The 14201-nt window shown below is 68.1% G+C and carries 13 protein-coding genes; 12 read left to right on the forward strand and 1 reads right to left on the reverse strand.

Features of this window, described 5'->3' with window-relative positions:
- Positions 1-147: 147 nt before the first annotated feature.
- From ACP26O_RS28520 to ACP26O_RS28540, 5 genes are all read left to right on the forward strand, one after another.
- Positions 148-687: a hypothetical protein gene (locus ACP26O_RS28520; RefSeq protein ID WP_175662773.1), complete on the forward strand. Its 540-nt coding sequence runs from the start codon at positions 148-150 to the stop codon at positions 685-687.
- Complete coding sequence (locus tag ACP26O_RS28525; protein ID WP_165753105.1) at positions 677-1423, forward strand: beta-ketoacyl-ACP reductase; 747 nt, start codon at positions 677-679, stop codon at positions 1421-1423. The genes ACP26O_RS28520 and ACP26O_RS28525 overlap by 11 nt, the downstream gene beginning before the upstream one ends.
- An 80-nt stretch (positions 1424-1503) precedes the next feature.
- Positions 1504-3324 carry a PHA/PHB synthase family protein gene (locus ACP26O_RS28530; RefSeq protein WP_175662772.1) on the forward strand — a complete coding sequence of 607 codons (1821 nt, stop codon included), beginning with the start codon at positions 1504-1506 and terminating at the stop codon, positions 3322-3324.
- Positions 3321-4343 carry a bifunctional enoyl-CoA hydratase/phosphate acetyltransferase gene (locus tag ACP26O_RS28535; RefSeq protein ID WP_175662771.1) on the forward strand — a complete coding sequence of 341 codons (1023 nt, stop codon included), beginning with the start codon at positions 3321-3323 and terminating at the stop codon, positions 4341-4343. Before ACP26O_RS28530 ends, ACP26O_RS28535 begins: the two co-directional genes overlap by 4 nt.
- 5 nt (positions 4344-4348) lie before the next feature.
- Positions 4349-5389: a zinc-dependent alcohol dehydrogenase family protein gene (locus tag ACP26O_RS28540; RefSeq protein WP_175662770.1), complete on the forward strand. Its 1041-nt coding sequence runs from the start codon at positions 4349-4351 to the stop codon at positions 5387-5389.
- An 86-nt stretch (positions 5390-5475) separates the two neighbouring features.
- On the opposite strand, the gene ACP26O_RS28545 is transcribed toward ACP26O_RS28540, so the two are convergent.
- Positions 5476-5661 carry a DUF2964 family protein gene (locus tag ACP26O_RS28545; RefSeq protein WP_006752850.1) on the reverse strand — a complete coding sequence of 62 codons (186 nt, stop codon included), beginning with the start codon at positions 5659-5661 and terminating at the stop codon, positions 5476-5478.
- A 357-nt stretch (positions 5662-6018) separates the two neighbouring features.
- On the opposite strand from ACP26O_RS28545, the gene ACP26O_RS28550 reads away from it, so the two are divergent.
- From ACP26O_RS28550 to ACP26O_RS28580, 7 genes are all read left to right on the forward strand, one after another.
- The gene (locus tag ACP26O_RS28550) at positions 6019-6639 is read left to right on the forward strand and encodes a TetR/AcrR family transcriptional regulator (protein ID WP_175662769.1); all 621 of its coding nucleotides are present in this window, start codon (positions 6019-6021) and stop codon (positions 6637-6639) included.
- A gap of 202 nt (positions 6640-6841) precedes the next feature.
- A complete protein-coding gene (locus ACP26O_RS28555) occupies positions 6842-7900 on the forward strand; it encodes an NADP-dependent oxidoreductase (RefSeq protein WP_126225409.1) in 1059 nt (352 codons plus the stop codon).
- An 82-nt stretch (positions 7901-7982) separates the two neighbouring features.
- Positions 7983-8282, forward strand: a complete 300-nt coding sequence (locus ACP26O_RS28560; protein WP_138848869.1) for a putative quinol monooxygenase — start codon at positions 7983-7985, stop codon at positions 8280-8282.
- A 132-nt stretch (positions 8283-8414) separates the two neighbouring features.
- Entirely contained in the window at positions 8415-8870 is a 456-nt protein-coding gene (locus tag ACP26O_RS28565; RefSeq protein ID WP_011658833.1) for a (2Fe-2S)-binding protein, read from the forward strand.
- Position 8871: 1 nt separating this feature from the next.
- Entirely contained in the window at positions 8872-11091 is a 2220-nt protein-coding gene (locus ACP26O_RS28570; protein WP_175662768.1) for a xanthine dehydrogenase family protein molybdopterin-binding subunit, read from the forward strand.
- A gap of 15 nt (positions 11092-11106) precedes the next feature.
- A complete protein-coding gene (locus tag ACP26O_RS28575; protein ID WP_244098907.1) occupies positions 11107-12450 on the forward strand; it encodes a c-type cytochrome in 1344 nt (447 codons plus the stop codon).
- Between the two features lie 161 nt (positions 12451-12611).
- Positions 12612-14057, forward strand: coding sequence for an NAD-dependent succinate-semialdehyde dehydrogenase (locus ACP26O_RS28580; RefSeq protein ID WP_175659231.1), 1446 nt, complete (start codon positions 12612-12614; stop codon positions 14055-14057).
- Positions 14058-14201 lie beyond the last annotated feature (144 nt).

The raw sequence follows: 14201 nt of genomic DNA on the forward strand, positions 1-14201 counted from the left end.
CTACGAAGCAGGGTTTTCGCGGGCTTGACTCAGATCAACGGCACTCGTGCGCCATGGCCGCACAGTGAAACGGTCGCAATGCCGATCCCGGGCACGCGGCATGCGGCGTGATGCCGACCCATTGACCGGATCGAAAGAGGGCAGCCGATGAGCACGTACGCTTTGACGACACCGAACGACGTTTGCCGCGCGGGCTGCGATCTCGCGCTGCAGATGGTCGAGCTGAACAGCGACTGGCAGCACGAATGGCATGCGCTGGCAGGGCGGCGCATCGAGCGTGACCGCTCGGCGGTGCACCAGCTGCAGCAGACGCTGGCGGACACGAACGAGTGGACGGCCTTCGGCGAGGCAACCCGGCAGGTGATGCGCGACTATGCGATCGCGAGCATCGCGATCTGGCAGGACGCCACCGAGCTGTGCATGCGCGCGCAGTACGAGAGCGCGGGCGTATGGCGTACCTGGTTGCGCGAATACGGTGCGGGTGCGCTGTCGCGTTTTCAGACCGACTGGCTGCCCGATCTGGGACGACTGGCGGTGGTGAACGAGGCCAGCATGCCGTGGGCGGACTGGATGACGTCATTGGAGCACGGGATCGAGGACGCGGCTGGCGCGAGTAACGGTGCGCCGGATGGCGCCCGGCGCCTGAACGGCATGGCCGGCGCATCGGAGAACGGCCATGTGCGCTGATCGTGTCGCATTCGTCACCGGCGGCATGGGTGGCCTCGGCGCCGCAATCAGCCGTCGCCTGCTCGAGGCCGGGATGACGGTGGCGGTGTCGCACACGGAAGGCAACGACCACGTCGCGACGTGGCTCACGCACGAACGCGAAGCGGGCCGCACGTTCCATGCGTTCGAGGTCGACATCGCCGACTACGATTCGTGCCAGCAGTGCGCGGCACGCGTGCTGGCCGAATTCGGGCACGTCGACGTGCTCGTCAACAACGCCGGCGTCACGCACGACGCCACCTTCGTGAAGATGACCAAGAGCATGTGGGATGCGGTGCTGCGTACCAATCTCGACGGCATCTTCAACATGACGAAGCCGTTCGTGCCGGGCATGATCGCAGCCGGTTTCGGGCGCATCGTGAACATCGGCTCGGTGAACGGTTCGCGCGGCGCATACGGGCAGGCGAACTACGCGGCCGCGAAGGCCGGCATCCATGGCTTCACGAAGGCGCTGGCGCTCGAGCTCGCGCGCCACGGCGTGACGGTCAACACGGTCGCGCCCGGTTATCTGGCGACCGCGATGCTCGAGTCGGTGCCGAAAGACGTGCTCGACACGAAGATCCTGCCGCAGATTCCGGTCGGCCGCCTCGGCGATCCCGACGAAATCGCGGCGCTCGTCGCCTTCCTGTGTTCCGACGCGGGGGCGTTCGCGACCGGCGCGGAATTCGACGTCAATGGCGGGATGCACATGCGTTGACGTCGTCCCACGCCACTTCCCGCCATACGACCCGAAGGAAGTCCCTCGGGAAAAGGCGGGGTTTTCCGGAGCAGATTCTGATGAAAGCGTCCGTCACGCGCGCCCCGCGCGGGAACGAATCGATACGGCCATCGGGCGCGGTCGAACCCGAGTCGAGCGCGACCCAATGCCCGCAAGCCGGTACGACGCCCGCGGAACAATGGAACCGCGCGGCGCATGCGAACGTGGCGGCGATGACGTTCGGGCTGTCGCCCGTGTCGCTGGCGCTGGCCACGCTCGACTGGGCCGCGCATCTCGCGGTGTCGCCGGGGAAATGCTTCGAACTCGCGATGCAGGCGTGCGTGGCCGCCGTTGCACCGGCAGCAGACCAGTGCGAGGCCGAGGCCGGCGAGGCGGACCCGACCGGGCTGGCCGTGCACGCGGGGCAGGCCGATCCGCGCTTCGCGGCGCCCGCGTGGGCCGGCTGGCCGTTTCACGTATACCGTGACAGCTTCCTGGCGATTCAACGCTGGTGGCGCGACGCGACGCACGGCGTGCCGGGCGTCGAGCAGCACCATGAGGAACTGGTCGGATTCGCTGCGCGACAGTGGCTCGACGCGTGCTCGCCGGGCAATTTCCTGGCGACCAATCCGGTCGTGCTCGACGCGACGATGTCCAGCGGCGGCGCGAATCTCGCGGCAGGCACCTTGAACTGGCTGGAGGATGCGAAGGCGCTGCTCGAGCGTGCCGGCGGCACGCATGCGCATGACGCGCGGACGTATCTGCCGGGGCGCGACGTGGCCATCACACCGGGGCGCGTCGTCTGGCGCAATGCGTTGTGCGAACTGTTGCAGTACGAGCCGACCACGGCGCGTGTCGCGCGCGAGCCGATCCTGATCGTGCCGTCGTGGATCATGAAGTACTACATCCTCGATCTGCAGCCGCACAATTCGCTGATCCGTTTCCTGGTCGATGCGGGCTACACCGTGTTTGCCGTGTCGTGGCGCAACCCCGGCGCGGAGGCGCGCGACTTCGGGCTCGACGACTATCTGCGCGACGGATGCATGGCGGCGTTGGATGCCGCCCGGTCGGTCTGCGGCGGAGCCGTTCACGCGGTCGGCTATTGTCTCGGCGGCACGCTGCTGGCGATCGTTGCGGCGGCCCTTGCGCGCGACGGCCGGCAACACGAAGCACTGCGATCCATCACGTTGCTGGCGGCGCAGACCGATTTCAGCGAACCCGGCGAACTCGGCCTGTTCATCGACGCGAGCGAATTGTCCGCGCTCGATGCGCTGATGTGGCGGCAGGGCTATCTGGACGGCGCGCAGATGTCGGCCGCGTTCCAGCTGCTGAATGCGCGCGACCTGATCTGGTCGCGGATGATGAGCGAATACCTGCTCGGCACGCGCACGAAGCCGAATGACCTGATGTCGTGGAATGCGGACACCACGCGCATGCCGTATCGCATGCACTCGGAATACCTGACGCGGCTCTTTCTCGACAACGATCTCGCGGCCGGCCGCTACTGCGTCGACGGGCGGCCGGTCGCGTTGTCGGATATCGACGTGCCGACCTTCGTGGTCGGCACCGAGCGCGATCACGTGTCGCCTTGGGGCTCCGTCTACAAGCTCCATCTGCTCACGCACCACGCGCTGACCTTCGTGCTGACGTCGGGCGGCCACAACGCGGGCATCGTGTCGGAACCCGGTCATCCGGGACGCCACTACCGCCGAGCGACGCGCAAGCCCGGCGCGCCGTACCGCAGCCGGCACGACTTCGTGCGGGAAACGGCGGCAGTCGACGGATCGTGGTGGACATGCTGGCGCGACTGGCTGCACGAGCGTTCGTCGGGCGAGGTGCCGGCCCGCACGCCGGCCGCCGGGCTCGGCGCGGCGCCCGGCACCTACGTGCTCGAAACATGAACGGCAATCCGTATGCCGATGCACCCGATGGCGCGCGCCTGCCGGGCCTGTTGCCGCGTGCGGACGGCGCATTGCCGTCGCTGATCGCGCGTGCATGCAACGCGCCGGCGCTCGTCGTGGCCGTCGTGCATCCGTGCGACGCGACCAGTGTCGCGGCGCTTGCGGCGCTCGCCGCTTCGCCGTTGGGGGCATCGATCGAGCCGCTGATCGTCGCGCCGCGCGCAAAGGTGCTGCGCGTCGCGGACGACGCGGGTGTCGATCTGTCGAAATGGATGATCGAAGACGTGCCGCACAGTCATGCGGCAGCGGCCCGCGCGGTGGAACTCGCGGCGGCCGGCCGCGCCGGCGCGCTGATGAAAGGCAGCCTGCATACGGACGAGCTGATGGGTGCGGTTGTCGCCGCCGGTTCGGGGCTGCGCACCGACAAGCGCATGTCGCACTGCTTCCTGATCGAAACGCCGGCGTATCCGAGGCCCTTCATCCTGACCGACGCGGCCGTGAACATCGCACCGGATCTCGCGCAGAAGGCGGCCATCACGCAGAACGCCGTCGACGTCGCGCATGCTCTGGGCGTTGCCTGCCCGCGGGTGGCCGTGCTGTGCGCGGTCGAGACCGTCAATCCGGCGATGCGTTCGACGCTCGATGCGGCGGCGCTGGCGAAGATGGCCGAGCGCGGGCAGATCGCGGGGGCGATCGTCGACGGCCCGCTCGCGTTCGACAACGCGATATCGCTGCGCGCCGCGCGCGACAAGGGGATCGATTCGCCGGTTGCCGGCCGCGCCGACATCCTGGTCGTGCCCGATATCGAAGCGGGCAACATGCTCGCGAAACAGCTCGAATACCTGGGCGGCGCCGCGAACGCGGGCATCGTCGTGGGCGCGCGCGTCCCGATCGTGCTGACGAGCCGCGCCGACAGCGTGGCCGTCCGGGTCGCGTCCTGCGCGTTGGCGGCGCTGCTGGCGCAGGATCGGCATGCGCCGGTGCCTATGACCGAACAGGCCACCTTTTCGATGGAGTAACAGCGATGAAAGCACTCGTTTACCACGGCCCGGGGCGCAAGGCGCTCGAACAGCGGCCCAAGCCTGAATTGCAGTCGCCGACCGACGCAATCGTGCGCGTGACGCGCACGACGATCTGCGGCACCGACCTGCACATCCTGAAGGGCGACGTGCCGACGTGCGAACCGGGCCGCATTCTCGGCCATGAAGGCGTCGGCATCGTCGAGCAGGTCGGCGTCGCGGTCGACTCGCTGAAGCCGGGCGATCACGTGCTGATTTCATGCATCTCGTCGTGCGGCCGGTGCGAGTATTGCCGCCGCGGGCTGTATTCGCATTGCACGACCGGCGGCTGGATTCTCGGCCACCGGATCGACGGCACGCAGGCCGAGTACGTGCGCATCCCGCATGCGTCGACCAGCCTGTACCGGATTCCGCCAGGTGTGGACGAGGACGCACTCGTGATGCTGTCCGACATCCTGCCGACCGGATTCGAATGCGGCGTGCTGAACGGCAAGGTGCAGCCGGGTTGCTCGGTCGCGATCGTCGGCGCGGGGCCGATCGGGCTGGCGGCGTTGCTGACTGCGCAGTTCTACTCGCCCGCGCGGATCATCATGATCGACCCGGACAGCAACCGGCTCGAGATCGCACGGCAGTTCGGCGCGACCGACTGCTTCGATGGCCGCGGCGGCGACCCGGTGGCGGAGGTAATGAGGCTGACCGACGGCGTCGGCGTGGATTGCGCGATCGAAGCGGTCGGCATTCCGGCGACGTTCGAGATGTGCACGTCGCTCGTGGCGCCGGGCGGCGTGGTCGCGAACGTCGGCGTGCATGGCGTCAAGGCGGACCTGCACCTCGAGAAGCTGTGGGATCGGAACATCTCGATCACGACGCGGCTCGTCGATACGGTCAGCACGCCGATGCTGCTGAAGACGGTGCGCGCCGGGCGGCTGGATCCAAAGCGCCTGATCACGCACCGGTTCTCGCTCGACGACGTCGAGCGGGCGTACGACACGTTCCAGCGCGCCGCGCAAACCAACGCGTTGAAGGTGATCATCGAAGTGAGCTGATTGGCGGGCGGGCGTGACAGGCACCGGGCGGGCGGGTGCTTTCGCGCCAAGCGCGGCCGGCATCGCCGCTTGACACGAGTACGTCGCTATCGCGCCCTCGACGCCGGATTCAGCTGCGCGACGAACGCGACGATGCCTGAAACCAGCGTGACGATCGCGTACGGGACGATACGCTCGTCGACCAGCATCGCGTGGACGACACCCAGCAGCGATGCGAGGGCGATGAACACGCAGGCCGTCGCAAGCGCGCTTCGGTATTGCGGTCGGATCATGATGTTCTCCCGGGAAGGCGGCCGCCGGTGGCAGGGCTTGCCGCAAGCGAAGATGCCGCTGCTTGCGCAGGACATGGCGTCATGATCGCGTGCCGGGCTCTTGGACGGTTGATCTGTATCAACGGACAAAACCTGATCGCGCCCCCGATGCTCCGTGCGCCGGTCGCCCCGCCGGTGGAAGTCTGCGCGCGGCGGAGCCGACCGCCCGGAAGCCCATTCCGAAGCCCGAGTTGAAAAGGGCGTCCCGGTGCGGCGACAACGCACCCGCGACGCCATGCGATTCGGGTAAAGTGCCGCTCAACTTGCCGGCTCGACGTCACTAGACGACCGGTCTAATCGTTGCTAAGATACGCCATCATGAATGCATCTTCAGGCGCGGAAGTCCGCCATCACATCCTGAATACCGCGAAGCCGATCATGCTCCAGAAGGGGTTCTCGGCGGTCGGTCTGAACGAGATTCTCGCCGCGGCGGGCATCCCGAAGGGCTCGTTCTACCATTACTTCGGCTCGAAGGAAGCATTCGGCGAGGCGCTGCTCGAGTCGTATTTCGAAGGCTATCTCGCGCATCTCGACAACCTGCTCAAGCATCAGCCCGGCACGGGCGCGCAGCGCCTGATGACGTACTGGGGCAACTGGCTGCACACGCAGTGCGCGGACGATCCGGAAGGCAAGTGCCTCGCGGTCAAGCTCGGCGCGGAGGTGTCCGACTTGTCGGAGCCGATGCGCGCGGTGCTGCGGCGCGGCACCAGCCAGATCATCGAGCGGCTCGCGGGCGGCATCGAGGCCGGGCTGGCCGACGGTTCGCTGAGCGGCGTCGACGATCCCGCACATGCGGCCGCGATCCTGTACGAGCTGTGGCTGGGCGCAACGCTGCTGGAGAAGATTCACCGCAACCGCCAGCCGCTCGAGCGCGCGATGCTCGAAACCCGACGGATGCTGAACCTGCCGCCCGTCGAGCCCGACGGAGCGCGGTCATAACCCGGGCGCGCACAGGCGCGCCTTGTTTTTCCGTGTGGACTAGACGACTGGTCTACTCGCGCCGGCGTCCGATGGCTTGATCCGCCAGGCCGCGGCTGCGCCGGCTGATTCGCCGGCACGGCCGCAGCCTCGCGCATCACGGTTGTCGAACATTGATCCGATCGTGCCCGTGGCACATCCATTCCTGTTGACGGAGGTTCCCATGCCGCAAACCAAGACAGCAAACCGCAGAATCGTCCTGAACGCGCGTCCGGTCGGCGCGCCCACCGCGAACGACTTCCGCACCGAGACCGCCGACGTGCCGGTGCCCGGCGCCGGACAGGTGCTGTTGCGCACGGTCTGGCTGTCGCTCGATCCGTACATGCGCGGGCGCATGAGCGACGCGCCGTCGTATGCGCCGCCGGTCGAGCTCGGCGACGTGATGGTCGGCGGCACGGTCAGCCGCGTCGTCGCATCGAACCTGCCCGCGTATCGCGAAGGCGACCTGGTCGTCGCGGGCGGTGGCTGGCAGGACTACGCGTTGTCCGACGGCAGCGATCTCATTGCGCTCGGCCGCGACTTCGCGCATCCGTCGTATGCACTCGGCGTGCTCGGCATGCCGGGGTTCACCGCGTACACCGGATTGCTGAAGATCGGCGAGCCGAAGGCCGGCGAAACCGTGGTCGTCGCCGCCGCGAGCGGGGCGGTCGGATCGGTGGTCGGCCAGATCGCGAAGCTGAAGGGCTGCCGCGTGGTCGGCATCGCGGGCGGCGCCGACAAGGTCGCGTACGTGAAGGACACGCTCGGCTTCGACGCGTGCGTCGATCATCGCGATCCGCAGTTCGCGGCCAAGCTGAAGGAAGCCTGCCCGAACGGCATCGACGTCTATTTCGAGAACGTCGGCGGCGCCGTGTTCGACGCGGTGTGGCCGCTGCTCAACGATCACGCGCGCGTGCCGGTGTGCGGCATCATCGCGCATTACAACGATGCGGCGTACGACGACACCGCAGTGTCGAGCGGCCGTGACCGCGTGCCGGCGCTGATGGGCACCATCCTGCGCAAGCGGATCCGGATGCAGGGCTTCATCATTCTCGATCATTATGCGACAGGCTATGCGCCGTTCCTGAAGGAGATGAGCGAGTGGGTCGCGCAGGGCAAGGTGAAGACGCTCGAGGACGTGATCCCCGATCTCGCCGATGCGCCGAATGCGCTGATCGGCTTGCTCGCCGGCAAGAACTTCGGCAAGGTCGTCGTGCGCGTCGGCCCGGACGAACTGGCCTGAGGCGACGCGTCCGTCTGCACGCTGGCGTCACCGGATGCCGGCTTATGGCATGCTCGATTCCGTTTCCCAAGGAGTGAAAAACATGGCGCTTTATGTGATGGCATCGGTATTTCCGAAACCCGAACACGCGCAGGCCGTCGAAGCCGAACTGCGCAGCATGGTCACGGCGACCCGTGCCGAACCCGGCAATCGCCGCTACGACCTGTTCCGCGAACAGGACGGCTCGCCGGCGCTGCACCTGTTCGAGATCTACGACGACCAGGCCGCATTCGATGCGCACCTCGCAAGCCCGCACTTCACCGCGTTTCGCATCAAGTCGGCCGAATGGTTCTCGGCGCCGCCCGTGATCAAGGTGCTGTCGGGCATCGACGCGGCCGAATAACCCGCGCGGAACCCCCGCCGCGGCTCGCCCCCCCGGGCCCCGGCGGCAGCCGCCGTGCACTGCGCGGCGGCGATGAACAACTCGGCGCGCCGGTCGCGCCGCTTCCCCCAATACACCGGCCCCGGAGGCTGAATGGTCACCCTCAATATCAACGGCGAGAGCCGCACGGTCGACGCCCCCGACGACATGCCCCTGCTATGGGTGCTGCGCGACGTCGTCGGCCTGACCGGCACGAAATTCGGCTGCGGGATCGCGCAATGCGGCGCGTGCACCGTGCATCTCGACGGCGTCGCCGCGCGCTCGTGCGTGCTGCCGGTCGCGGCCGTCGCGGGCCGCAAGATCACGACGATCGAAGCCGTCGGCGCGACGCCGGCCGGCCAGAAGGTTCAGGACGCGTGGCGCGAGCTCGACGTCGTCCAGTGCGGCTACTGCCAGTCCGGACAGGTGATGGCGGCCACGGCGCTGATCGCGTCGAACCCGAGCCCGAGCGATGCCGACATCGACGCGGCGATGGCCGGCAACATCTGCCGCTGCGGCACGTACAACCGGATTCGCGCGGCCGTGAAGCACGCCGCGAAGGGGAGCTGACATGTCGCGAGGACTGATCCAGGCAGGTCGGGCCGGCGCGGGCGTGTCGCGCCGTTCGTTTCTCAAGGCGGGCATGTCGCTCGGCGCGGCGGCGGGCGGCGGCCTGCTGCTCGGCTTCAGCATGCCGGCGGCCGGCGATGACGCGCGGCGCTCGGTGATCGGCGGCGATGCGGACGAAAACGCGCGTGCCGGCGTATTCGCGCCGAACGCGTTCGTGCAGATCGACCGCGGCGGCAAGGTCACGCTGGTGATGCCGAAAGTGGAAATGGGCCAGGGCGTCTACACGGCGCTGCCGATGCTGATCGCCGAGGAACTCGAAGTGCCGCTGTCGAACGTCACGCTCGATCATGCGCCGCCGAACGAGAAGCTGTTCCTCGATCCGCTGCTCGGCGGTCAACTGACGGGCGGCTCGACGTCGGTGCGCTACGCATGGGAACCGCTGCGCCGCGCGGGCGCGACCGCGCGCACGCTGCTGGTTGCCGCGGCCGCCAAGCAATGGAACGTCGATCCGGCCACCTGCCGCGCCGAAAACGGCGAAGTGCAGCACCCGCCGAGCGGCCGGCGCGCATCGTACGGCCAGCTCGCCGATGCCGCGTCGAAGCTGCCGGTGCCGAAGGACGTCGCGTTGAAGCAGCCGGCTGATTTCAAGCTGATCGGCAAGCCGGTGAAGCGGCTCGATTCGCCGGAGAAGGTTGACGGCACCGCGCAGTTCGGGCTCGACGTGCGCTTGCCCGGTATGCTGTACGCGGTGATCGTGAACAGCCCGGTGTTCGGCGGCACGGTCGCGAGCGTCGACGAGACGGCCGCGAGGAAGATTCCCGGCGTGCGTCAGGTGGTGCGCGTCGACAACGCGGTCGCGGTGGTCGGCGATCACACGTGGGCCGCAAAGCGCGGCGCGTCGGCGCTCGTCGTCAAATGGAACGAAGGCGCGGACGCGAAGGTGTCGATGAAGGACATCGTCGCCGATCTCGCGCAGGCCGCGGCGAACGGCAAGGGCGCCGTCGCGCGCAAGGAAGGCGACGTCGGCCGTGCGTTCGCGAACGCGAAGACGCGCGTCGATGCCGTCTATGAGCAGCCGTTCCTCGCGCACGCCACGATGGAACCGGTGAACTGCACGGTGCAGGTGCGCGCCGACGGCTGCGAGATCTGGGTCGGTACGCAGGTGCCGACGCGGGCGCGCGATACGGTGCAGCAAATCACGGGGCTCGCACCCGAGAAGATCGTCGTGCACAACCATTTGCTCGGCGGCGGCTTTGGCCGGCGGCTCGAGACGGACATGATCGGACAGGCCGTGAAGGTCGCCAAGCAGGTCAACGCGCCCGTGAAGGTCGTGTGGACGCGCGAGGAAGACATCCAGCACGACATGTACCGGCCGTACTACTACGACCGGATCTCGGCCGGCCTCGACGCGAACGGCAAGCCGGTCGCATGGCAGCACCGGATCGTCGGCTCGTCGATCATCGCGCGTTTCGCGCCGCCTGCGTTCAAGAACGGCGTCGACCCCGACGCGGTCGAGGTTGCCGCCGAATTGCCGTACGACCTGCCGAACCAGCTCGTCGACTACGTGCGGCAGGAGCCGCGCCACATCCCGACCGCGTTCTGGCGCGGCGTCGGCCCGACGCGCGGCACGTTCGTCGTCGAGAGCTTCATCGACGAACTGGCGGCGCAAACCAAGACCGATCCGGTGCAATACCGCCGCGCGCTGCTCGACAAGACGCCGCGTGCGCGCAACGTGCTCGACGTCGCGACGAAGGCGGCCGGCTGGGGCACATCGCTGCCGAAGGGGCAAGGGCGCGGCGTATCCGTGATGCACGCGTTCGGCAGCTTCTTCTCGATCGTCATCGACGTCGCGGTGGACGAGGGCGAAGTGCAGGTCAAGCGCGTCGTGTGCGCGGTCGACTGCGGGATGGCGGTCAATCCGAGCACGATCGAGGCGCAGGTGCAGGGCGGCATTATCTTCGGGATCACAGGCGCGCTGTATGGCGAGATCACGATCGAGGATGGCCGCGTCGTGCAGAGCAACTTCACCGACTACCGGATGATGCGCATCAACGAGACGCCGCCGATCGAGGTTCATCTCGTGAAGAGCGCCGAGGCGCCGGGCGGAATCGGCGAACCGGGCACCGCTGCGACTGCGGCGGCCTTGTCGAACGCGATCTTCGCGGCGACCGGCAAGCGGCTGCGCAAGCTGCCCGTCGGCAGCCAACTGAAGACGGCCTGAGGGGAGGGACGAACCATGCGAAACCTGAACCTGAACCTGAACCGGAACCGGAACCGGAACCGCTCGAATCGTGTCGCACGTACGTTCGGCGCATCGTTGATCGCGCTGTCCGCGCTGACGGCCGGCACCGCGGCGCATGCCGCGCAAACGGCGCCGGCAGACAGCGCGCTGGTCGCACGCGGCGCGTATCTCGCGAAGGCGGGCGACTGCGTGGCGTGCCACACCGCGCCGCGCGGCGCGCCGTTCGCCGGCGGCCTGAAGATGGTCACGCCGATGGGCGCGATCTATACGACCAACATCACGCCCGACCCGGAAACCGGCATCGGCGGCTACACGGAAGCCGAGTTCGCGGGCGCGTTGCGCGCGGGTGTCGCGAAGGACGGCCATCACCTGTATCCGGCGATGCCTTATCCGTCGTACGCAAAGCTGCGCGACGACGACGTGAAGGCGCTGTACGCGTACTTCATGCACGGCGTCGAGCCGGTGAAGCAGGCGAACCGTGCGTCCGAGATTCCGTGGCCGCTCGGCATGCGCTGGCCGCTGGCGCTGTGGAACGCGGTGTTCCTCGACACGAAGCCGTACGCCGACAAGCCGGCCAAGGACGCGGCGTGGAACCGCGGCGCGTATCTCGTGCAGGGGCTCGGGCATTGCGGGTCGTGCCATACGCCGCGCGGCGTCGGCTTCCAGGAGAAGGCGCTGGATGAAGGCGGCGCGGCGTTCCTGTCGGGCGCGGCGATCGACAACTGGTTCGCGTCGAACCTGACCGGCGAGCACAATACGGGGCTCGGCCGCTGGAGCGACGCGGAGCTCGCGCAGTTCCTGAAGACCGGCGCGAACCGCCATGCGACCGCGTTCGGCTCGATGGTCAGCGTGATCAACCACAGCACGCAGGAACTGACCGACGACGATCTGTCGGCCATTTCCCGTTACCTGAAGTCGCTGTCGGCGGCGGGCGGCACGGGCGCGCCGCCTTACCGTTATGATCCGAAGGCGACGCAGGTCTCGCTTGGCCGGCCGGCGAACGATCCGGGCGCAAAGGTGTATAACGCTTACTGCCTGCATTGCCATGGCGTGGACGGGCGCGGCTACGCGCCGCTGCTCGCGCCGCTCGCCGGCAACCCGAACGTGCTCGAGGCCGATGCATCGTCGCTGATCAACGTGACGCTGAACGGCAGCGAGTCGCTCGTGATCGGCGGTGTGCCGTCCGCGTATCCGATGCCGGCGTTCTCGAACCAGTTGAACGACCGCCAGATCGCCGACGTGCTGACGTTCATGCGCGCCGGCTGGAACAACGGCGCGCCGGCCGTGCAACCGGCGGACGTCGCGAAACTCCGCAAGGCGACGGCGGCCACGCGCTGAGCGCGGCCGACCGTGGCGGATGACGACGGGCATGCGTGCCGCGTGCCCGTCGTCGAACATTACCGGGTGCATCGCGCCCGGCAACGCAGCGCTTTCTGTCAACCGGCGCGCGGCCATTCGCGGCAGCGCGCGTTTTATCGACGCAAAGTAGGGGTGTGTGGATGGCTAACGTGACTTATACGGATACGCAACTGCTGATCGACGGCGAGTGGGTCGACGCCGCGAGCGGCAAGACGATCGACGTCGTGAACCCGGCGACGGGCAAGGCGATCGGCAAGGTGGCCCACGCGGGCATCGCCGATCTCGATCGCGCGCTGGCTGCGGCGCAGCGCGGTTTCGAGGCATGGCGCAAGGTGCCCGCGAACGAGCGCGCGGCGACCATGCGCAAGGCCGCGGCGCTGGTGCGCGAGCGCGCCGACACGATCGCTCAGCTGATGACGCAGGAGCAGGGCAAGCCGCTGACGGAAGCGCGTGTCGAAGTGCTGTCGGCAGCCGACATCATCGAATGGTTCGCGGATGAAGGCCGCCGCGTGTACGGCCGGATCGTGCCGCCGCGCAATCTCGGCGCGCAGCAAATGGTCGTGAAGGAGCCCGTCGGCCCGGTCGCGGCGTTCACGCCGTGGAATTTCCCGGTCAACCAGGTCGTGCGCAAGCTGAGCGCCGCGCTCGCGACCGGCTGCTCGTTCCTCGTGAAGGCACCGGAAGAAACGCCGGCATCGCCCGCCGCGCTGCTGCGCGCGTTCGCCGACGCGGGCGTGCCCGCCGGCGTGATCGGCCTCGTGTACGGCGATCCGGCGGAAATCTCGTCGTATCTGATTGCGCACCCGGTGATCCGCAAGGTGACGTTCACGGGTTCGACGCCCGTCGGCAAGCAGCTCGCCGCGCTCGCCGGCCAGCACATGAAGCGCGCGACGATGGAATTGGGCGGCCACGCGCCGGTGATCGTCGCCGAGGATGCGGACGTCGCGCTGGCGGTGAAGGCCGCCGGTGGCGCGAAGTTCCGCAACGCGGGCCAGGTGTGCATTTCGCCGACGCGTTTTCTCGTGCACAACAGCATCCGCGACGAATTCACGCGCGCGCTGGTGCAGCACGCCGAAGGGCTGAAGATCGGCAACGGCCTCGAGGAAGGCACGACGCTCGGCGCGCTGGCGAATCCGCGCCGGCTGACCGCGATGGCGTCGGTCGTCGAGAACGCGCGCAAGGTCGGCGCGAGCATCGAGACCGGCGGCGAACGGATTGGCTCGGAAGGCAACTTCTTCGCGCCGACCGTAATCGCGAACGTGCCGCTCGAAGCGGACGTGTTCAACAACGAGCCGTTCGGTCCGGTCGCGGCGATCCGCGGCTTCGACAAGCTCGAGGACGCGATCGCCGAAGCGAACCGTCTGCCGTTCGGGCTGGCCGGCTATGCGTTCACGCGTTCGTTCGCGAACGTGCACCTGCTGACGCAGCGCCTCGAAGTCGGGATGCTGTGGATCAACCAGCCCGCGACGCCGTGGCCGGAAATGCCGTTCGGCGGCGTGAAGGATTCGGGCTATGGGTCGGAAGGCGGACCGGAAGCGCTGGAGCCGTATCTCGTCACGAAGTCGGTGACGGTGATGGCGGTCTGACGATCGTTGGAGTGCATGCGGGCCGGTGGTCGTGCGGCGCGCATGCTGGGTTGGCGGAGGCCGGGCGTTTTGCCCGGCCTTGTTGTTTCCGGTCCTTTCTGCTTCGTTCGCTGTCGGTTTTGCCCGGCAATGGCGGTCGGTCCC

The sequence above is a fragment of the Burkholderia sp. R-40 genome (genome assembly GCF_049942845.1).
GTDB classification, from domain to species: Bacteria; Pseudomonadota; Gammaproteobacteria; order Burkholderiales; family Burkholderiaceae; genus Burkholderia; species Burkholderia ambifaria.

Coding starts and splice junctions, on each gene's coding strand:
- ACP26O_RS28565 (WP_011658833.1), top strand. CDS start 8,415: ATGGTCACCCTCAATATCAACGGCGAGAGCCGCACGGTCGACGCCCCC.
- ACP26O_RS28545 (WP_006752850.1), bottom strand. CDS start 5,661: ATGATCCGACCGCAATACCGAAGCGCGCTTGCGACGGCCTGCGTGTTC.
- ACP26O_RS28580 (WP_175659231.1), top strand. CDS start 12,612: ATGGCTAACGTGACTTATACGGATACGCAACTGCTGATCGACGGCGAG.
- ACP26O_RS28535 (WP_175662771.1), top strand. CDS start 3,321: ATGAACGGCAATCCGTATGCCGATGCACCCGATGGCGCGCGCCTGCCG.
- ACP26O_RS28540 (WP_175662770.1), top strand. CDS start 4,349: ATGAAAGCACTCGTTTACCACGGCCCGGGGCGCAAGGCGCTCGAACAG.
- ACP26O_RS28575 (WP_244098907.1), top strand. CDS start 11,107: ATGCGAAACCTGAACCTGAACCTGAACCGGAACCGGAACCGGAACCGC.
- ACP26O_RS28520 (WP_175662773.1), top strand. CDS start 148: ATGAGCACGTACGCTTTGACGACACCGAACGACGTTTGCCGCGCGGGC.
- ACP26O_RS28560 (WP_138848869.1), top strand. CDS start 7,983: ATGGCGCTTTATGTGATGGCATCGGTATTTCCGAAACCCGAACACGCG.
- ACP26O_RS28530 (WP_175662772.1), top strand. CDS start 1,504: ATGAAAGCGTCCGTCACGCGCGCCCCGCGCGGGAACGAATCGATACGG.
- ACP26O_RS28525 (WP_165753105.1), top strand. CDS start 677: ATGTGCGCTGATCGTGTCGCATTCGTCACCGGCGGCATGGGTGGCCTC.
- ACP26O_RS28570 (WP_175662768.1), top strand. CDS start 8,872: ATGTCGCGAGGACTGATCCAGGCAGGTCGGGCCGGCGCGGGCGTGTCG.
- ACP26O_RS28550 (WP_175662769.1), top strand. CDS start 6,019: ATGAATGCATCTTCAGGCGCGGAAGTCCGCCATCACATCCTGAATACC.
- ACP26O_RS28555 (WP_126225409.1), top strand. CDS start 6,842: ATGCCGCAAACCAAGACAGCAAACCGCAGAATCGTCCTGAACGCGCGT.